This window comes from Salinibacterium sp. SWN1162, assembly GCF_015864675.1.
Taxonomy (GTDB): Bacteria; Actinomycetota; Actinomycetes; order Actinomycetales; family Microbacteriaceae; genus Rhodoglobus.
Map to the genome: position 1 here is coordinate 1,150,890 of NZ_JADYWT010000001.1, position 19,370 is coordinate 1,170,259.

At 62.1% G+C, this 19,370-nt stretch carries 17 protein-coding genes; 10 read left to right on the top strand and 7 right to left on the bottom strand.

The annotated features are described in order from the left end of the window. Positions 1 to 19 precede the first annotated feature (19 nt). From I6E58_RS05385 to I6E58_RS05395, 3 genes are all read left to right on the top strand, one after another. Positions 20 to 346 carry a WhiB family transcriptional regulator gene (locus tag I6E58_RS05385; protein ID WP_197131190.1) on the top strand — a complete coding sequence of 109 codons (327 nt, stop codon included), beginning with the start codon at positions 20 to 22 and terminating at the stop codon, positions 344 to 346. Between the two features lie 137 nt (positions 347 to 483). Further along, the gene (locus tag I6E58_RS05390; protein WP_197131193.1) at positions 484 to 3,294 is read left to right on the top strand and encodes a glycosyltransferase family 2 protein; all 2,811 of its coding nucleotides are present in this window, start codon (positions 484 to 486) and stop codon (positions 3,292 to 3,294) included. Continuing rightward, the gene (locus I6E58_RS05395; RefSeq protein ID WP_197131196.1) at positions 3,291 to 4,874 is read left to right on the top strand and encodes a DUF5719 family protein; all 1,584 of its coding nucleotides are present in this window, start codon (positions 3,291 to 3,293) and stop codon (positions 4,872 to 4,874) included. Before I6E58_RS05390 ends, I6E58_RS05395 begins: the two co-directional genes overlap by 4 nt. Before the next feature lie 46 nt (positions 4,875 to 4,920). Here the strand turns inward: I6E58_RS05395 and I6E58_RS05400 are convergent, their stop codons facing one another. Next, positions 4,921 to 5,364 (bottom strand): metallopeptidase family protein, encoded by a 444-nt coding sequence (locus tag I6E58_RS05400; protein WP_197131199.1) that lies wholly within the window; start codon positions 5,362 to 5,364, stop codon positions 4,921 to 4,923. A gap of 63 nt (positions 5,365 to 5,427) precedes the next feature. Here I6E58_RS05400 and I6E58_RS05405 point away from each other — a divergent pair, with 63 nt between their 5' ends. Beyond that, the gene (locus I6E58_RS05405; RefSeq protein WP_100388473.1) at positions 5,428 to 5,643 is read left to right on the top strand and encodes a DUF3499 family protein; all 216 of its coding nucleotides are present in this window, start codon (positions 5,428 to 5,430) and stop codon (positions 5,641 to 5,643) included. Next, positions 5,630 to 7,054, top strand: coding sequence for a phosphomannomutase/phosphoglucomutase (locus I6E58_RS05410; RefSeq protein WP_197131202.1), 1,425 nt, complete (start codon positions 5,630 to 5,632; stop codon positions 7,052 to 7,054). The genes I6E58_RS05405 and I6E58_RS05410 overlap by 14 nt, the downstream gene beginning before the upstream one ends. Before the next feature lie 96 nt (positions 7,055 to 7,150). On the opposite strand, the gene I6E58_RS05415 is transcribed toward I6E58_RS05410, so the two are convergent. After that, positions 7,151 to 8,011, bottom strand: a complete 861-nt coding sequence (locus I6E58_RS05415; protein ID WP_129071926.1) for an RDD family protein — start codon at positions 8,009 to 8,011, stop codon at positions 7,151 to 7,153. Positions 8,012 to 8,027: 16 nt separating this feature from the next. Here I6E58_RS05415 and I6E58_RS05420 point away from each other — a divergent pair, with 16 nt between their 5' ends. After that, the gene (locus I6E58_RS05420) at positions 8,028 to 9,023 is read left to right on the top strand and encodes a stage II sporulation protein M (RefSeq protein WP_129073512.1); all 996 of its coding nucleotides are present in this window, start codon (positions 8,028 to 8,030) and stop codon (positions 9,021 to 9,023) included. A gap of 7 nt (positions 9,024 to 9,030) precedes the next feature. Here I6E58_RS05420 and I6E58_RS05425 read toward each other — a convergent pair whose 3' ends face one another. Genes I6E58_RS05425 through I6E58_RS05445 form a run of 5 tightly spaced genes read right to left on the bottom strand, consistent with a single transcriptional unit; the run spans position 9,031 to position 14,433 of the window. After that, positions 9,031 to 10,323, bottom strand: a complete 1,293-nt coding sequence (locus I6E58_RS05425) for a DUF58 domain-containing protein (protein ID WP_197131205.1) — start codon at positions 10,321 to 10,323, stop codon at positions 9,031 to 9,033. A 2-nt stretch (positions 10,324 to 10,325) separates the two neighbouring features. Next, entirely contained in the window at positions 10,326 to 11,282 is a 957-nt protein-coding gene (locus I6E58_RS05430) for a MoxR family ATPase (RefSeq protein WP_129071924.1), read from the bottom strand. 42 nt (positions 11,283 to 11,324) lie between these two features. Continuing rightward, positions 11,325 to 12,515 (bottom strand): DUF4350 domain-containing protein, encoded by a 1,191-nt coding sequence (locus I6E58_RS05435; protein ID WP_197131207.1) that lies wholly within the window; start codon positions 12,513 to 12,515, stop codon positions 11,325 to 11,327. Beyond that, on the bottom strand, positions 12,512 to 13,210 hold the full coding sequence (locus I6E58_RS05440) for a DUF4129 domain-containing protein (RefSeq protein WP_129071922.1): 699 nt from the start codon (positions 13,208 to 13,210) through the stop codon (positions 12,512 to 12,514). Before I6E58_RS05440 ends, I6E58_RS05435 begins: the two co-directional genes overlap by 4 nt. Beyond that, positions 13,207 to 14,433 carry a glycerophosphoryl diester phosphodiesterase membrane domain-containing protein gene (locus I6E58_RS05445; protein WP_246837394.1) on the bottom strand — a complete coding sequence of 409 codons (1,227 nt, stop codon included), beginning with the start codon at positions 14,431 to 14,433 and terminating at the stop codon, positions 13,207 to 13,209. The genes I6E58_RS05440 and I6E58_RS05445 overlap by 4 nt, the downstream gene beginning before the upstream one ends. 121 nt (positions 14,434 to 14,554) lie before the next feature. Between I6E58_RS05445 and mtrA the strand changes: the two genes are divergently transcribed. The 4 genes from mtrA (at position 14,555) to I6E58_RS05465 (ending at position 19,347) form a co-directional block, all read left to right on the top strand. Continuing rightward, the gene (gene mtrA, locus I6E58_RS05450; RefSeq protein WP_129071921.1) at positions 14,555 to 15,235 is read left to right on the top strand and encodes an MtrAB system response regulator MtrA; all 681 of its coding nucleotides are present in this window, start codon (positions 14,555 to 14,557) and stop codon (positions 15,233 to 15,235) included. A gap of 5 nt (positions 15,236 to 15,240) precedes the next feature. Then, positions 15,241 to 16,854, top strand: a complete 1,614-nt coding sequence (mtrB, locus tag I6E58_RS05455) for an MtrAB system histidine kinase MtrB (RefSeq protein ID WP_197131209.1) — start codon at positions 15,241 to 15,243, stop codon at positions 16,852 to 16,854. After that, the gene (locus I6E58_RS05460) at positions 16,847 to 18,526 is read left to right on the top strand and encodes a GerMN domain-containing protein (RefSeq protein ID WP_197131210.1); all 1,680 of its coding nucleotides are present in this window, start codon (positions 16,847 to 16,849) and stop codon (positions 18,524 to 18,526) included. The genes mtrB and I6E58_RS05460 overlap by 8 nt, the downstream gene beginning before the upstream one ends. Positions 18,527 to 18,588: 62 nt before the next feature. Beyond that, complete coding sequence (locus I6E58_RS05465) at positions 18,589 to 19,347, top strand: ComF family protein (protein WP_197131212.1); 759 nt, start codon at positions 18,589 to 18,591, stop codon at positions 19,345 to 19,347. The last annotated feature ends 23 nt before the right edge of the window (positions 19,348 to 19,370 follow it).

The following is a 19,370-nucleotide window of genomic DNA, read 5'->3' on the forward strand; positions in this document are numbered from 1 at the left end:
CGGAGGGGAGATAGATCACATGGGCGACAGCGGTTACCGTGCGGGAGTTCCCGACGACTGGTTTGTCGACCCGGTTCGGCTAGGAGTTCACGGAGTTCGTCAGCCTCTCGCTGACGAAGACGGCAATGCCCTCTCGTGGCAGACAGACTCACTGTGTGCTCAGACCGATCCCGAAGCTTTCTTCCCCGAAAAGGGCGGCTCCACTCGTGATGCTAAGAAGATTTGCTCGTCGTGTGAAGTGCGCAGCCAGTGCCTCGAATACGCTCTCGAAAACGACGAACGGTTCGGAATCTGGGGCGGGCTCTCCGAGCGCGAACGCCGCAAGCTGCGCAAGCGCGCTGGCTAAGTCGATTTCCTCTTCACGCGTGCGCTCTGTTCGTGAGCGCTGTGGTTCGATGACCCCGTATCGGGGATGCTCTCAGACTCGCCGGTCTGCAGCGAGTCGGATGCAGAAGAAGACTCACGACGCATAGTCTCAAACAAATGCAGCCGAGAGTCACCGCAGTACTAGTCGCCCGCAACGGTGCGAAGTATTTGCCACGCACCCTTGCCGCGATCGCGGCTCAAACTCGCCGACCCGATTCGGTGATGGCCGTCGACGCCGACTCGAGCGACGACTCCCTCTCGATCATGGCGAATTCAGGGTCGGCCCAGATCGCGGATGCTCATAATCAACGAACATTCGGCAGCGCGGTTGCTTCCGCATTGCACAGCGCAGTGCCGCAATCGGCTGAAAACGAGTGGCTGTGGCTGCTGACCCATGACAGCGCACCGGATCCTCACGCTTTAGCCGCCTTGCTCGGTGCCGTGGAGATCGCACCGTCTGTGGGGGTTGCCGGCCCCAAACTCGTGCGCTGGGACAACCCATCGGTGATCTCAAACTTCGGCGAAACTCTGACGCCGCTCGGCCGGGCCGTTGGCCTCGTCACTGACGAACTCGACCAAGCTCAGCACGACGTGCAGACCGACACCCTCGGCGTGGCCGGCGCGGGCATGCTCGTTCGTCGTCAGGTGTGGAATGCACTGGGCGGATTTGATCCCAAGCTCACGTCGGTGGACGCGGCTCTCGATTTCTGCGTGCGCGCTCGGTTGGCCGGCCATCGCGTGATCGCCGTCGCAGATGCGCGTGTGGCCAGCGCTGGCGGCCCCGAGCTGTTCGGCAAGCGTTCCGTTTCGGCCGCCGCGCACAACCGGCTCCAGCGGTTCGCTCAGTTGCACCGTCGCCTGGTGTACGCGCCCAGCCTTGCTGTTCCGTTGCACTGGCTCACGCTGTTGCCGCTGGCAATTCTTCGTTCCCTTGGTCACCTTGTGGCGAAGCAGCCTTCGGCTGTCGCCGGAGAATTTGCGGCTGCTTTCGCCGCTATTTTCGATGGGGGAGTGGTAGCTGCTCGTCGCAATCTTCGCCGCAATAAAAGGGTCGGATTCGCGGCAGTTAATCCGCTGCGGATGTCGTGGGCTGAGCTTCGCGAGCGGCGTGCCCACGAGCGTCACGGCAACGCTCCCGACGCTGCGTTCGACATTGCGAGGCCGAAGTTCTTCAGTAACGGCGGAGCCTGGACTGTGCTTTTGGCCGGCATCCTCGGCATGCTCGTCTTCTCACGATTCGTGGATGCGCAGGCGCTGACTGGTGGCGGCCTGCTGCCGCTGTCGACCACTGTCTCTGAACTTTGGGCGCACGTCGGTTACGGCTGGAATGACCTAGCGCAACAGGTCGTCGCCGCTGATCCGTTTGCGGTAGTGCTAGCAGTACTCGGCTCTCTCACCTTCTGGAACCCTTCGTTCAGTATCGTGCTGCTTTACCTCGTAGCGCTTCCTTTGGCAGCGCTCGCTGCGTGGTTGTGCGCGGCCGCCATTTCGGAACGTACCTGGGCGCCCACGATCGCCGCCGCCGCGTGGACCGTGTTGCCGAGCTTCTTGATCTCGCTCGGAGAAGGCCAGCTCGGCGCGGTTCTCGCCCATATTCTGTTGCCGTGGCTCGTGCTCGCGGTGCTCCGCGCCGCTCACAACTGGGCGATGTCTGCGCTGGCCGCACTGCTATTTGCGGCGGTCACTGCCTCTGCTCCCAGCTTGCTTCCCGCGCTGCTGATCGCTCTCGTCGCGTGGATCATTATTCGTCCGAAGTCCACTCACCGTCTGCTGTGGATTGTGATTCCCGCCGCAGCGCTTTTTGCTCCGCTCGTGATTCAGCAGTGGGGCCGCGGCAACTTCTGGGCGATCTTCGCTGATCCCGGTGTGCCCGTTGCGCGCGAAGCCTCCACCGGCTGGCAGCTCGCGATTAGTAGCGTTGTTCCCGGTTCCAACGGGTGGAGTTCTTTGCTGGCCGCTCTCGGTCTCAACGACCGCTACGGGCCATTGCTCGTCGCGCTCATGCTCGCACCGTTTGCAGCCCTCGCGCTGATGAGCCTTTTCGTGCCCGGTACACGCCGCGCGGTACCTTCGCTCGCCTTGGCCCTCTTAGGGTTTGTGACGGCTGTCGCGGCAACGCACGTGTCGGTGAGCGCGTCGGGTCAGTCTGAAGTTGGACTGTGGGCAGCTCCGGGCCTCAGCCTGTACTGGCTTGGGCTCTGCGGCGCAGTGACGGTCGCGATAGACAATCTCGATCGCCATGCCACCCTTCCGGCGCTCGTGGCCTTAGTCGGTATTTTGGGGCTCGCTGCGGCACCACTCTGGTTGCTCGCTTCGGGGATGAGCCCGGTCACCACGAGCAACGGGCGGCTCTTGCCCGCGTTCGTTTCGGCGGAATCCACCCAGCGCGATGGTCTCGGCACGCTGCAACTCACGGTGACGTCGGATTCGACCATGACGGTCGACCTGCACCGTGGTCGAGGATCAGGACTTGACGAACAATCCACCCTGGCCGCTACCAGTACCGAACTCTCTGAGGCTGAAGTGCGCAACGCGATCCTCGCGGGCAACATCGCATCACGCAGCGGCTATGAAATCGCCCGCGAGCTCAACGACCTGCAAGTAGCGTTCGTTGTCTTGACGCCGGGCAGTAACGCGGATATCGCAGAAACACGTCAGCGCATCATCGAAGCGCTCGACGGCAATAGCCTTCTCAACCCCATTGGCGATACGGCACAGGGACACCTCTGGCACTACCCCGATCTGCAAGATAAAGAGATCCCCGTGGGCGCAAGCAACACTGAATCTCGCTGGGGGCAGATCGTGCTGGCTGGCCAAGGACTCGTCTTTGGGCTCACTCTGTTGCTGGCCATTCCGACTACACGCCGCCGGCGAGTGAAAGCGGCGAAAGCCGAAAGCGCCGTCACCGTGATTGAGGCGAACGAATGATCGACAACGAGATCACCCCGGATGAAGCTTCGGCTTTGCCGAACGAGCCGACCGGCGCCGAATTCGACGACGATCAAGAATTGACCGGTGCGCCGGAACCTGAGTCGAGTACGCGGCGCCCAGTCTCAGCGAAAGCGATCGCCGCTGTCGGCGCTCGAGTCGCCCTGGGGGCTGTCGGCATTGGCGTGGCCGCGGCGACAATTCTGGGGTCGAGCTTTCTCGAAATTCCGTCTTTTAGCGCGTCAGCGCCGAGCGAAATCATCGTGCCCGTGCCGACGGCCCAGCAGTTGACGTGCCCCGGACCGCTCTTGAGGCTCTCCGACGACTCGGGCGCTGAGGCATCCAGCGTGTTCACTCTGGGGCAAGCCGTCACACGGTTCGCGTCGAGCGCCGGCTCCGTCGAGCAGGCACGCATCACCGCATCCGATGCTCAACAAGGGGAATCAGTAGCGGAACCTCTCGTTCTCAGCGCTGCCCCGGATGCCCAGTCTCCCGAGTCAGAAATGCGCCTGAGTGGTGCGCAATCGCAGTCAGTTTCAGTCGGAGACTACGAGGGTTTTGCCTCGGCGGGCTGCCGCGCTGTCGGCGGCGATAGCTGGCTAGTTGGTGGCGCAACCACGACCGGGCGATCGACGCTGATTTCGTTGATCAACCCCACTGAAGTTGCCTCTACCGTCACCCTCGATATTTACGACGAGCGTGGCACGGTTTCGGCTGCCGGCACCGCGGGAATTGTTGTCCCGCCCAACGGGCAGCGCGTGCTGTCCCTCGCCGGTTTTGTGCCAGGAGCGTCCTCTCCGGTCGTGCACGTGACGAGCACGGGCGGCCAGATCACCGCTGAGCTTCAGCAGACGATCGTTCGCGGGCTCGACGCTGGTGGTGTCGAGATCGTGGGGCAAACTCAAGCGCCGTCTCGCACTCTCGTGATTCCCAGCATGGTCGTCACGAATCTCGAAGCTGTTCAAGCATTGCGGGGTTCTGCGGAGCAAACGGATGACGTTATTGCCGCCATCCGAGTCTTTGTTCCGGGAGATGAGCCGACCACGATGACGGCAACTCTCACTCCCGCAGACACCGACCGTGACCCCATCACCTTCACGCTCGATCTCAGTGCGGGAGTCGTCACGGACATCCCGATCGAAGAGCTCGCGACGGGCGAGTACACAGTGGCGATTGAATCTGAAGACCCGATTGTCGCCGCAGCCCGAACAACCTCGGGCAAGCTCAACTCTTCCGGCGAAGTTACGGCCACTGATTTTGCGTGGTTTACCGCTAGCGCGCCTGTGACGGGCGATACCCAGCTCACCATTGCGACCGGCCTGGACGCGGTGTTAAACATCGCGAACCCCTCCGAGGTAGGAGTGACGCTCGAGCTTGCTGTCCCGGGCGAAGAATCCGAGGAGTACGTCATCGACGCGGGACAGACGCTGCGTCTTCCCGTCGATAACGGCGACACCCTGACGGCCAGCAACAGTGATCGGCTATTTGCCAGTGTTACTCAGGCCGAGAACGGTTTTCTTTCCTCCTACGCGATTGACCCTCAGACTCCAGGCTCGTCACCGCTCACGGTCTTCCCGTAATAACGCAGCGGCCGATCGCTCTGACAGATCTCAGAGCGTGCACACTCTAGAAGTGCCGGAATCGATTGGGCGCCAGTTCCCAAGGATCTTTGCCGACGTATTCGGCTACCGCGCGAAAGACACAACTCTCGATGAGCATGCGCTTGTGCAGTTCGTCGTCTCGGTGCAGCCGGGCCATCCGCTCGATGGGCAAGCGATAGAGCACAATGCGGTTCTCGGATCGATTGACATGCCAGCGCTCGACGGCGGAACCTTCAGGATTGCTGCCCGGCATCAGGCCGATCTCGAAGCGGGCATCCGCCAGCTCTTCTGGCCACATTTCTTTCAGAAACTGGGCGGCGGAGGCAACGGTCATCTCGAAGTTTCCGTTGCGGCTGCTGAGCAACGGCAAGTGCGGGCCGGTGACGGCGGCACGGATGCCGCGCCCGTGTCGGTCGCGCCAGTTTCCGCGCACAGAGCGCGTCGACTCCCGCTTCGATGATCTAGCCACGGGCTCATTCTACGGCGGCTAGTTGACCATCTGTGGGCGCACAGTCGTAGGCTAGGGCTCACAATGAATCAGCGCCCGTGCAGCAAGGTCGCCTGCAACTCCGAAGCAGTCGCCACCTTGACCTATGTTTATGCCGACTCAATGGCTGTTTTGGGGCCGCTGAGCTACAGCGCTGAACCGCACACCTACGACCTCTGTGCTCGCCATGCCGAACGACTCTCCGTGCCTCAGGGGTGGCAGGTCGTTCGCCATGTAGTTTTGGGGCATGAGCAAAGCTAACCCCATCGATCTCGCCCCCTTCATCAAGGCCTATGACGTTCGTGGCCTGGTGGGCACCCAGCTCACCGACGAGGTAGTCGAAGCGCTCGGGGCCGCGTTCATTGATGAAGTGGATGCCGCGGGCCACGAGGTCATCGTCGGTCACGACATGCGCGACTCCTCACCCCGTTTCGCCGCCGCGTTCTCGGCCGGTGCTCGTGCTCGCGGGGGCAATGTCGTTCTCATCGGACTCTGCTCGACCGACGAGACCTATTTCGCATCCGGCTCCATGGATGCCCCTGCCGCCATGTTTACGGCAAGCCACAACCCGGCGACCTACAACGGCATCAAGTTCAGCCGCGCCGGAGCCCAAGGCATCAGCTTTGCGACAGGCCTCAAGTCAATTCGAGACCGTGCTCAGGCTTATTTGGCCGAGGGAATCCCCGCCGTTGCGGCCCCGGGCTCCCAGCGAGAGGTTGACGTGCTCGGCGACTACGCGAGCTATTTGCGCACCCTCGTTGATCTGACCGGTATCCGCCCGATCCGTGTCGTCGTAGATGCCGGAAACGGCATGGGCGGTATGACGGTGCCCGCCGTGCTCTCGACTGCGGCAGGACTTTCGCCATTGCCCATCGAGATCATCCCCATGTATTTCGAGCTCGACGGAACATTCCCCAACCACGAAGCGAATCCGCTCGACCCCGCCAACATTGTTGATCTCCAAAAAGCGGTGCTCGAGCAGGGTGCCGACCTCGGGCTTGCTTTTGACGGCGATGCTGATCGCTGCTTTGTCGTCGATGAGCAGGGCAACCCGATGAGTCCGAGCGCGGTAGCTGCGGTCGTGGCGCTGCGGGAAATTCAGCGCGTGCGGGCTTCGCAACCCGAGGGCGACATCCGTGTCATCCACAACCTCATCACCTCACGTATCGTGGCCGAAACGATCGAAGGCGCGGGGGCGATCCCCGTGCGCACCAACGTCGGCCACTCTCTCATCAAAGATCAGATGGCGGCAACGGGAGCAATTTTCGGCGGCGAGCACTCGGCGCACTACTACTTCCGCGACTTCTGGGGCGCCGATAACGGGATGCTCGCTGCCATGCACTTGCTGGCGGAGTTTGGTTCGCAGCCCGAACCCCTCTCGGTGCTCTCCGCTCGCTATTCGCCCTATGCGGCCAGCGGCGAAATCAACTCGGTGGTGGACGATGTTCCTGCCGCTACTGCCCGCATCCGCGAGGCCTTCGCGGCAGAGGCAGAGTTCGATGAGCTCGATGGCCTCACCGTTACCGGAACTGCGACCGAGGGCGACTCGTTCTGGTGGTTCAACGTCAGGCCCTCGAACACCGAGCCGCTGTTGCGTCTGAATGCTGAAGCTGACTCTGAGCAGACGCTCGAGGTCATACGCGATCGAGCACTCGCGATCATTCGCGCCTAGGACGTGAGTCGGTACGGCGGAAGCCTGCCGTTTTCGCAGCCGTCTCCGTCACGTCGCCGATGTTGTTGCTGACGTTGTCGCTGTCGCAGTTGCGGCTTAGCCGCGGTCGCTCGGGAACCCGCGCGGAACACTCGTGAGAGCGGGTTCGAGCGCGTCTAGGCGTCGTTGCTCGCCCGCTAACGCAGCACTCTCGCGTTCCCGACGCACGGCGCTCACCGCCGATAACAAAACTTCGGGCTCAACGTGGGGCAGGGGCGACACATAGGCCGCTGCTTCGTGTGCCAAAGAGGTGGCGTGCTGCCGACGAGTGAGCGGGGTGTAGCCGGGGGCGGCGACCAGAAAGTGTGAGATGCGCCGAGCTAGAGCATCCGGCATCTTGGCTACATCGGCCGTAAGCGCCCATTCCGCCAATTGGCCGGGCAGCTGAACCACCGGGTTAGCGAACTTCGACACCCGCTCGTACTGGCTGTACGTACCCGCGACGAGGTCACCAAGACGTTGTGCTCGCGTGTTGAGCAGTGCGACAACGGCGGCTAGACCTCCCGCGGTCATGAAGACCTCCAACACCCCCAAGAGAGCGCGGATGAACGCATGGCGAAAGCCGATCGCGCCACCGTCGTTGCGCACGATTCGAGCTCCGATCGCGAGCTTACCGAGTGACTTGCCCCGGCTCAGTGTCTCGACCGTTGCGGGGATCACGACGAGGCACAGCACAGTGGATGCAACAGTGAGAGCGGTGCCGATAGCTTGGTCGAGCCCGGCGGCGCTCGCGAAAGCGAATGCGCCGATCAGCAGCCCAATGAGCGCGGCACCGTAGACCAGAAAATCGATGATGGCGCCGGCTGCCCGCAACACGAAACTGGCCGAGTGTAGCTCTAAAGCAACAGCCTCTCCGGTGATGAGCTCGTCGGGTTCGTCCCCATATGCGAAGGTGGTGGTCGTTTGTGGGCTCGGCATGACATCATTTAAGCAGATGGATCTCGACTCTTACTCAGCCGCGCACCGCGAAGACTGGGACCGCCTTGCCCATTTGGCCGCTCAACGTCGATATTCTGGCGCTGAAGCCGATGAGTTGATCGATCTTTACCAGGCGAGTGCCACGCACCTGTCGGCGATGAAGACGAGCACCGGCCAGTCAGTTCAGGCTGATCGTCTGTCTCTGACACTGAGTCGCGCCCGGCTCTCGTTCACGGGTGCCGCCGCCAATCTGTTGAGCCAATTGCCTGAGTTCTTCATCGCCCAGCTTCCGGCCGCGTTGTATCGGGTGCGATGGATGTCGCTCATTCTCGCCGCAGCAACCTTCTTCATCGGGTTCCTTTTTGCGTGGTGGGCCATCTCCAACCCCCAGCTTTTGGCCAACTTCGGTACTCCCGCCGAGCGCGAAGCTCTCGCGCAAGACGATTTTGTCGGCTATTACTCCGAATACTCCGGCGGATCGTTCACCGGCTTCGTGTGGACAAACAACGCGTGGATCGCCGCTCAAGAAATCGCGTTCGGCATTGTCGGTGTCTACGTGCCGTACCTTCTTTTCAATACCGCTCAGCAGTTGGGCTTCACCGCCGCAATCATGAACGAGTTCGATCGCCTCGACGTCTTCTTTCTCTACATCGCGCCGCACGGCCAGCTTGAGCTTTACGCGATTTTCGTCGCCGGTGCGGCCGGAATGATGATCTTCTGGTCCTGGGTCGCGCCTGGTGCTCGCACACGAGCGCAGGCCCTCGCGCATAACGGCCGCGCGCTGTTCACCATCGTCATCGGCATCATGCTTGCCCTCCTGGTTTCGGGCGTTATCGAAGGCTATGTCACCCGTCAAGATTGGCCATGGCCGATCAAGATCGGCATCGGCACGGTCGCTCTTGCAGGTTTCTTGGCGTACCAATGGATCCTTGGGGGGCGCAGCGCTCGCGCTGGCAACACGGGTGACCTCAGTGAGTTTGATGCTGGAGCAACGCACATCGTCGCGAACTGACTGCGGGTTAGAGCTTTCCGGCGGCTTTCAACGCGATGTAGTGATCGGCAAGCGCGAGCGGCAATTCGCTGGGGCGTCGTGAGACTACGGATGCCCCGAGCTGGTTGATCGCACCGGCCACTCGTGACTGATCTAGCAGTGCGCGTTCGGCGGCGCCGGCGAGGTACACAGTGTCGCGCGAGGATCGATCGAGCGTGGCATCCACGATCGATGGATCGGTAACGGATGCCACTACAACGGTGTGCTTGGCGGTGAGCTGGGGCAGCATCGCGAGCAGGCCGTGCGAGGCTCCGGGGGACTCGGCGGTGGTGGCAATCACCACAAGCGCGCGCTGCGTTGTTGCTTGCCGCACAAGGTTCGGCACGGCGTTCCAGTCCATCTCGATGAGTTCGGGCTGAACTGGCGCCATGCTGTTGACCATTTTCGAGAGCAAATCGGGGCCAGTCGCACCCTGAACACGAGCACGCACTCGGCGATCGTAAATCATGAAGTCGACATGGTCACCGGCACTGGAGGCGAGTGCCGCCAACAAAAGTGCAGATTCGAAAGCGGTATCGATGCGCGGTTCATCGTCTATTCGCGCAGCGGATGTGCGGCCGCTATCGACGACAATCACCACACGTCGGTCGCGCTCAGGTCGCCACGTGCGCACCACGAGTTCAGAGCGGCGCGCAGTGGCACGCCAGTCGATCGATCGAACATCGTCGCCGCGAACGTAATCACGCAGGCTGTCGAACTCAGTGCCTTGGCCGCGGATCATTACGCTTGTGGCGCCATCGAGTTCGCGCAGGCGAGCGAGGCGAGAGGGGAGATGCTTGCGCGAGTTGAACGGCGGCAGCACCGTGAAGCTTCCCGGAACGCTCACGGTGGTTTGCCGGGCGATGAGTCGCAAGGGCCCGTACGACCGCACCGTCACGTGAGCAGCTTCTCGAGTTCCCCGGCGAAGGGGAGTGAGAACCGTAGTGAGTTCCCTTCGTTCGCCCGAGGGGATGGTCAGCGTTGCGCGATTGCTCTGGGCTCCCGCTGACGGCTGCCAACCGTCGCGCACGATCGCGCGCAGGCGTCGAGGGGTGGGGTTCGTGATTCGCAGCGCAGAGCCTGTGGTCTCGCCGAGTCGCACTCGGTCGGGCGAGGTGCGCTCGAATCGTAGCCCGCGCACCGATATGGCCAGAATCAGGTCCAGCGTGCTGAGAACCGCTACGAAGAGTAACCAGTACACGAGCACGATGGGTTCGCCGGTGACGACGATCGGCACTATGCCGAGCGCCACGAGAGCAACGAACCATCCAGAAATTGCCATTGTTAGATCGGAACCTGCACTTGCTGCACGATCGATCGCAAAATGACGTCGGCCGACACCCCTTCGAGCTCGGCTTCGGGACGCAACTGAATCCGATGGCGAAGCACCGGCAGCACCATGCTCTGGATGTGGTCGGGCGTGATTGCATCGGCGCCCGTGAGCCAAGCCCACGCCTTGGCGGCCGCGATCAGCGCGATCGCACCGCGGGGGCTTACCCCGAGCTTCACTGAGGGGCTCTGGCGGGTGGCGCGAGCAAGGTCAACGGCATACGCGATGACGTCGGGGCTTGCGCCGACCTTCGTGACGGCGGCCTGGGCCGCAGCGAGCATTGCCGCATCGAGCACGGGAGTAACGCCGGCCGCGGCGAGATCGCGAGGATTGAAGCCTGCGGCGTGACGGGTAAGAACTTCAATCTCGGTGTCTCGCTCGGGGAGGTCGAGAACGAGCTTCAGTAAGAAGCGGTCGAGCTGAGCTTCGGGAAGCGTGTAGGTGCCTTCGTATTCGATCGGGTTCATCGTCGCAGCCACCATGAAGGGCACGGGCAGTTTCAACGACTGGCCATCGACAGAGACTTGACGCTCTTCCATGGCTTCCAGCAGCGATGACTGGGTCTTGGGTGGCGTGCGGTTGATCTCATCCGCCAGCAAAATGTTCGTGAAGACGGGGCCTTCGCGAAACTCGAACTCTCCAGATTTGGAGTCATAAACGAGTGATCCGGTGACGTCGCCAGGCATCAGGTCGGGGGTGAACTGCACACGCTTGGTGTCGAGCTGAAGCGCTCGGCTGAGGGTGCGCACCAACAGCGTCTTCGCGACGCCCGGAACGCCCTCCAGCAGCACGTGACCCCCGGTGAGCAGCGCGATGGTGAGCCCGGTGACAGCCGCATCTTGGCCAACAACAGCCTTGCCTACTTCTGTGCGTAGTTGAGTGAATGCGTGCCGCAGTTGCTCGTCAGTCATATCTCGATTCTTCTCTATCTCTGGCTCGGTGGGGCTAAGCGATTAGGCGGGGCGGATGATGGTTCGCACGCGATCTTCGAGTGCGAGCAATTCGTCGGACAGGCTAATGAGCTCGTTGTCCGTGGAGGGGTCGGCGTCGAGCAACAGGTGTTGGAGTTGCGCGAGAGGCTGGCCAACGAGCGGTGAAACCCGGTTGATCACGTCATCGACGGATGCTGTGGATGGCATTCCGCACAGCATTGCGAGGCGGCGGATGGTTCCGATGCGCAACGAGTCGAGCGTGTGAAGCCGGGCGGTGGACTTCGCGTACAGCCGTGCACGACCCTGCATCGTTTCGCTCGAGCGCACCGTCACGGGAAGCTTTTCGATGACGAGCGGCCCAAAGCGGCGTCCTCGCCACAGTGCGCCGGCCAGCAGGGTCAGAAGGAACAACCAGGTTCCCGGCAGCACCCAGCCGGGGGCGAGCTCGTCAAGGGTGGCGGTGCCGCCGCCGTCGGCAATGTCAAGGAAGCTCGGCGTGTACCAGATGAGCGTGTCGTTCTCACCGAGCAGACGCAGTGCGAACGCCGCGTTATCCGCGGCGGTAATACCGCCATTGGTTAGGGCGTCCGTGGCACCAAGAATCTTCAGTTCAGTGTCGCCCCGATCGAGAATGATGAGCCCGTAGCCGTCGTCATCGTTTCCGTAGCAGGAGGTGATGTCGGGGCTCGGCTCGATAACTCGATAGCCGCTGGGGCCGGCAGTGATCTGAGGAGCATGAGCGACGGTGGATGCCGTGCATCCGGCGGCAACGATATCGGAACTTGTGCCCGCCTGCGCTACCTCTGGTGCGATCGCGAGGAGCTCGTTGAGCGCAGGTTCGGCGACGATCACGGTGCTGGTCAGCCCGGCAGCGTCCTCTACTTGTTCTTCGGTCAGGTAGCCCTCGTAGTTGGAGAAAATTAGCGTGCTTTCTCCCGCGAGATCCGCTGCGGCCCGGGCATCGTCCAAGGTAGTCGTCACCACGACGTCGACGCCCTGATCGCGGAGAACTTCTGCCACCGCTTGGGTTCCGGCTTCGTAGGGACTTGTGGGGTCTAGCGGCGGGCCCTCAACGGCATTGCCCGCAAGATTGAGGGTGATGACGGCAACGACCACGAGCAGGATGGCAGCGGCGATCCAGAACAGCGAGCGGCGAGTGGTGGTGCGCAAGCGTGGGGTAAGCACCGTCGAATCGGTGCCGGATTCGCTCACAGCGTCGCCTCGGCCAAGTCGGGTTTGGTCGCGCGCACGCGAGCTTCAAGCGCGCGGAGTTGTTCATATTGCTCGCGAGTAGCGGTTTTGCGCATGTAGCGAATGAGGTCGAAGGTGTCGGCACTGCTGGCGAATTCCGCAGCGAGTTCGGGGAAGACACGTGAAGCCCGAGCAGCGAAACCGTGCCCGGTCGTTCCCGGAGTCATCGTGACGAGCGTGCGCTCTGATAATCCGCGGGCGATGGAACGGAACATGTCTGCGATAGCGGCTACGAAGTCGTCACGCGCCGCCGATTGCTCGGCTGCCGCTCTCAATTGCGCGGCAGATCGATAGTCGGTTTCACCAAACAAGATGTCCTGATGGCGACTCTTACGGTTGAGCCGCGGCACCCCGTAGACGACAATCGCTGCGATGATCGCGATGGCCACGAGCGAGAGAAGCACAATGGAAACGAAAGTGGGAATCCCGTTACCGTCACCGATCGTAAGGCTCGCTAGCCAGTCGCTGAATGCTTTGGATGCCCGGTCGAAGAGCGTCGGCTTTGCGGCCTGATAGGGAGCTTTCGAGAGTTCGTCGATGAGCCATCCGGTTGCATCGCCGGAGTCAGGGTCCACGGGTACGTCACCCGCGAGCGACCGCGCAGAGAACCCCGCGAGCCCTACCCAGGCCGAAACCGCGGAGTCGATCACTGTCATGAAGCAGCGTTCGGTGACGCAGGCGTGGCTCGGCTCGGCGTGCTCTGCGCCGTGAGATAGGGATCAGGAACCGAGTGGTCGCCGACATTGCGAGCTTCAACGAATCGCGTCAGATCAAGATCGAAGCCCTCCTTGCGCATGCGCATGTCGATATAGAGCAGCGCTGGAGCAGCAGACTGAATGACGATGGTGACGGCGCTGATGATGACCGAAAGAATGATGGACACGATGTAGATCACGGCGAATGCCACGACAGCTGTTTCCTCGTTGCCCGTCGGATTAAGCAGGCCGATGCCGAGACCGCCAAAGAAGCTGACTGGAGCCGTGACGACGCTCGACACCGTGTTCACGATGACCAAGATGAGCAGCAAAATGCCGAAGGTACGCCAGAAGTTTCCCTTGACGAGAGACCACGAACGGCGAATAGCAAGCATCAGCGGCAAACGCTCGATCATGAGGGCGCTGGGTACAAACGCGAAGAAGGTACCGAGCCACGCCGCCAGAAAGAGAGCAACGAGGAGCCCGCCAAGCATCGTCAGAACTCCAAACACGATTCCGGCGGTGTCCCCGATAGCGAATAACAACACCGATACGCCAGCCACAATCGCAATCCCCACGATGACCGCGAGCATGACGAGCGCTGACCAGCCGATGAGAGCGCCGATGCGGCCTTTGGCGGCGTTCCACAGACCGCGCAGGCGAAGACGCTCGCCCACGGTTCCGCGAGCAACTTCGAGCGAGATGACCCCCTGCAGAATCGCGCCACCGACGAGAGAGAGGGCCACAGCGAACAGGGCGGAGAGGATCACGCCGGCGGTAGCGCCGGCTTCGATAGCTGCGGCATCCCCATCGCTGGCGCTCAGCGAACGTTCGATTCCGCTGAAGGTCACAACGCCGACAAGAACGAGAGAGCCGACCATAACGAGACTCATGATGAGTAGCGCGAGCCCAAAGGTCGGGCGAGGATTGCGGCGCAGCACCATGAGGGACGCCGAGAGAATTGCGCCGAGACCGAGCGGGTGCAGCGGGATGAGGCCCGGTTTAGGCGGCGGAGTCCAGCCGGCAGTCGGAGCCACGAATGGCGGAGTTGCACCCGGCGTCCCCGGCGCTACCGGTGCAGTTTCAGCGGGGCTATACGCCGACGCCGCGGTGGGAGGTGCAAGCGACCCGGCGCCAGCGGCGCTGCTGCTATCGGGTGACTGCCAGGGGCTGTTGTCGCTCACGTCTCATCCTCGATTGGGTGACTGCAAATATTTCAATCTCCCTCATGTTTTCACACTCGACTACTCTTATGCGAAAGCTTCTCACTCAGTTCGCCCGAGAGCTAGAAAGTAACGAGGAACAGTGAACCCGCGAATTCTTGTAGTAGATGACGACACTGCCCTGGCAGAAATGATCGGAATCGTTCTCCGCACTGAAGGTTACGAACCATTTTTCTGCCAAGACGGCGCGTTAGCGTACGACGCTTTCAAGTCGGCCGCGCCCGATTTGGTGTTGCTCGACCTCATGCTGCCCGGCATGGACGGCATTGAGATCTGCTCGCGCATCCGCGAAGAGTCGGGCGTGCCGATCATCATGCTCACCGCCAAGAGCGACACAGCAGACGTCGTCAAGGGTCTCGAGAGCGGCGCTGACGACTACGTGGTCAAGCCCTTCAACCCCAAGGAGCTTGTAGCGCGCGTGCGCACTCGCCTGCGCCCCGCCAGCGATGCTGCCACCGGCACCTTGACCGTTGGCGACCTTGAATTGGATGTCACGGGCCACGAAGTGCGTCGAGGTGACGCCAGAATCAATTTGACCCCGCTCGAATTTGAGCTCCTGTTGGCGCTTGCCATGAAGCCGGAGCAAGTTTTCACCCGCGAAATGCTCTTGGAGCAGGTCTGGGGTTACCACTACAAGGCTGATACCCGCTTGGTGAATGTTCACGTGCAGCGCCTGCGCGCAAAGGTCGAGGAAGATCCCGACAACCCGAAGATTGTCATGACTGTTCGCGGTGTTGGTTACCGCGCTGGCGCCAGCGCTTAGCTTCTATGCGCGATTTTGACTGGCGCGGCTGGGTGCAGCGAGCTGCTGCGCTCTGGCGCTCGTCGCTTCAATTGCGCACTGTCGCGATCACGGTGCTGTTGTCATCGGTAGTGGTCGCGGTGATCGCCGGCTACATGTCGCTGAGTGTCGGGGCCAACCTCTTCGATGCGAGCCGCGACCAGCTCACGCGCACATCGGCCAATGCCACCCTGGCAGGCCAACAGGTGTTCGACGCCGCAGATGAGGGCCTCGGCCTTGAGGACCTCGACGTCATGATGGGGGAGGCCGCGAAGGTCATCGAGAGTGTGGCCTCCAGCACGGGCGGCACGAGTTACGCAATCTTGCGCACCCCGGCTCAGGAGGGGCCCCGCGTTCCTTCTGATGTTCAAACGCTGGGGCTAGGCTCCGCCGCTCTCATCTCTGAAGAACTGCGCGATATCGTCTCGCAGTCGACCGAGCAGCGCACCTACTGGCAGTCGGTTGCGCTGGAGCGAGAGGCCGATGGTGCGGTGCATCCCGGGCTCGTGGTCGGATCGACGCTCGACATTCGGGGTAGCCAATATGAGCTGTATTTGGTCTACGACATTCAAGACACTCAAGACACCCTCGTGCTGGTTCAGCAGACCCTCGGGCTCGGCGGTTTCGCGCTTCTCGCACTCATTGGCGTTGTCACGTTCGTGGTGGTGCGCCTCGTTGTTGGCCCTGTTCGCTTAGCCGCCGAAACGAGTCAACGCTTGGCGGCCGGTGAGCTCGAGGTCCGCATTCCGGTGCAGGGCAACGACGTAATTGCGACTTTGGCGCGATCGTTCAACGGCATGGCTACGAGCATGCAACAGCAGATCACGCGACTCGCGGCGCTCTCGCAGGTTCAGCAACGCTTTGTGTCGGATGTCTCCCACGAGCTTCGTACTCCGCTCACCACAATTCGACTTGCGGGTGACGTTCTCTACGATCAACGCGAAAATTTTCCACCGGCCACGGCGCGCACTGCTGAGCTGTTGCACACTCAGGTCGAACGGTTCGAACTCTTGCTCGCCGACCTGCTCGAAATGAGTCGATACGACGCGGGAGCGGTCGATATGGAAACCGAGCCGACCAACCTCGTGCGCCTCGTCGAAGACGCTATCGAGAGCCTGACGTCACTCGCCGAGAGCAAAGGCTCAGAATTGCGGCTTGTGGCCCCCGGCGGCCATTTCGAGGCGGATGTCGACCCGCGGCGCATCCGTCGCATTCTTCAAAACCTAGTGAGCAACGCGATCGATCATGGTGACGGGCTGCCGATCGTTGTGTGGGTAGACAGCGATCAAGACGCCATCGCCATCGCTGTTCGCGATTATGGCGTGGGAATGAGCCAGGCAGCTCTCGAGCGCGTCTTCGACCGCTTCTGGCGTGCCGACCCGTCGCGGCAGCGCACCACTGGTGGCACCGGTCTGGGGTTAGCTATTGCTCTCGAAGACGCTGCGCTTCACGGCGGCTGGCTCGAAGCGTGGTCGGATGGAGACCACGGCTCCTGCTTCCGGCTTACGATTCCGCGCGAACGCGGAGCTGACCTGCGGTCCTCACCGCTCGAACTGCCACCGAATGACGAGATTCCCCGCTTGGAGGCTCCGCATGCCTAAGTTCTCCAAGGGCGCATACCTCGCGCTGATTGCCGTCGTGGCCGTCGTGCTGACCGGCTGTGTTGGTGTGCCGATGGCGAGTGAGGTTCAAACCGGCCCGCGTATCGACGAACAGGATGGCGCCCAGTACGAGATCGTCGCGTCTGGGCCGGTCGCGGGCTCAACTCAGGAGCAGATCCTGACCGACTTCATGAACGCCGTACGTTCGCCGTCGCGGGACTACTCCGTGGCCCGCGAATTTCTTACGGGAGCGATGAGCGAGGCGTGGAATCCTGCTGCCAGCGCGACCGTTCGTGAGCGCGACAAGCTGCCGACTATTGCACCGGCGACCGACGAAGATTCGTTGACCTATTCGTTTTCTGCTCAGGCAGTGGTCGACGAGAGAGGGATCTACTCCGAGCTTCGTTCTCCCGTGTCGCAAACTCTCGCGTTCGAGTTTGAGCGCGTCGGCGGCGAATGGCGCATTTCGACAGCGCCACCGGGGGTAGTGCTTACTCTTAGTGGTTTCGAAGTGAGTTTCGAAGAGCAAGTGTTGTACTACTTTGATCCCAGCTTCGCCTACCTCATCCCCGATACCCGCTGGTTTGCTGTGCGGGAGTCGTCGCAGACGCGGGCGATTCAAGCATTATTGGTCGCCGATTCGGCGTGGGTGCAACAGGGCGTCGTGCTCACCGCATTCCCGCCATCCACGACGCTCGGGACAACAAGTAGCCTTACTTCTGGCCGTGCGGTCGTTGACCTGAGTTCTGAGGCGCTCGCTGCCAATAACGTGGCGCGCGACCGTATGCGTCAGCAGTTGGCGGCAACGCTGCACACCCCCATTGTGCTCATCACGGTCGACGGTCGAGAGCTTCCGGATACAACGTCGGGTCAGAATGCCGCAGTAATTGAACCCGGTTCGGCGGGGCCTCTCGTCGTGGGAACGGGTGATGAGTTCGGGTTTAGTACGAGTGATGGACTCAGCGCGATCACCGAACTCAGTGACGTCGTGACGGCGGCGGGTGCTACGGCCGTCGCCCTCTCAGCCGATCGTCTTTCAGCGGCCTATCGCGCGGGGGATAACGCGGTCTACTTTGCATCGGTCGGCGTCGCACCTCGTGTCATCGATTCGCGAGACGAGCTCGTGGCGCCGTCGCTCGATCCGTTCCGGTTTGTGTGGTCTGCGCAGGGAGCGAATGCGGCGTCACTGACGACCTTCGCGGTTGACGGCACTGAGCATCCGGTGCAGTCGGCACTACCCGCAGACTCTCAAATCGTGTCGCTCGATGTCTCGCGCGATGGTGCGCGCTTGCTGGTGTATCTCTCGACGCCCTCTGGTCCGCAATTGCTCGTCTACGGCATCGTGCGCCAACAGGGCAATGTTCCCGTTCAGCTCGTGGAGCCCGTCGCCTTGCCGGTACCCACCGGGGTTGCGATCGATGCCGCGTGGGTGGGAACGAGCAGCGTTGCCACCTTGACCGCGGTTGATGACTCGGTCGAAGTGACCGCCTACAACCTTGGCGGCCCTTCGCAAGATCTGGGCACTGTTGACGGAGCATCCCAGATCGTAACGACGGGATCCAACACGGATGGGCTCCGGGTGCTTTCGGAAGGTGAAGTCTGGCGACCCCAAGGAAGCCAAGCCTGGGTGCGTACCGGGCTCGACGCCTCCTTCATGGCGGTGCAGCAGTAGCCGTTGTCCACGGATCCGTCGCTGAGCGCGGCGTTGGGGGCTGTCAACGACACGATCGGGGGATGACGCCCTCACAGCAGCCTCACGACGACGACAAGCGAGCGTGGTGGCACGGAGCCCTCATCGACGCTCTCCGCGACGCCTGGGCGCTCCTGATGCCCGTGGAGTGCGCCGGCTGCGAGCGGGTCGACCGTGCACTGTGTGATGAGTGTGCGCGCCGCTTAGTGGCGCAGCCGAGCATCCACTCGACTCCGCAGCACCTCGCCGTGCACTACGCCCTGCGATACGAAGGGCGGGCACGCCGGGTGCTGCTGGCCTTCAAGAATCATCACCGCACCGATCTCGCGCGAGCCCTGTCGACATCGTTCCTGCCGGCGTTACTGCAAGCGATCGATGCGGCGTCATCGTCAGACCCGGCAACGCACCCTGTTCAGATCGTTGCCGTGCCGAGCAGCCGCGGAGCCTTCCGCACGCGGGGGTATCACCCGATGGCGCTCATACTCCGCGCGGCGGGAGTGCGCCACGCCCGGGTGTTAAGAGTTGCCCAAGAAACTCGCAGCCAAAAATTGCTGAGCGCGCAACAGCGCGCCGACAACGTTCACGGCGCGTTCATTGCGACGCATTCTCTCGCTGGCATCCGCGTAATCATCGTGGATGACGTGCTCACGACGGGTGCCACGATCGATGAAGCGGCGAGAGCAATTTCCGCTGCGGGCGCAACAGTTGTGGGTGCTGCAACCATCGGGTTCACTCCAAGAAAGCTGACGGTTCGTGACATTGCCAGCGGCGAGGGCTACGGTATGGAAAAGGGCGCGAAATAGTAGCTGCCTCACGGGGCAGCCGC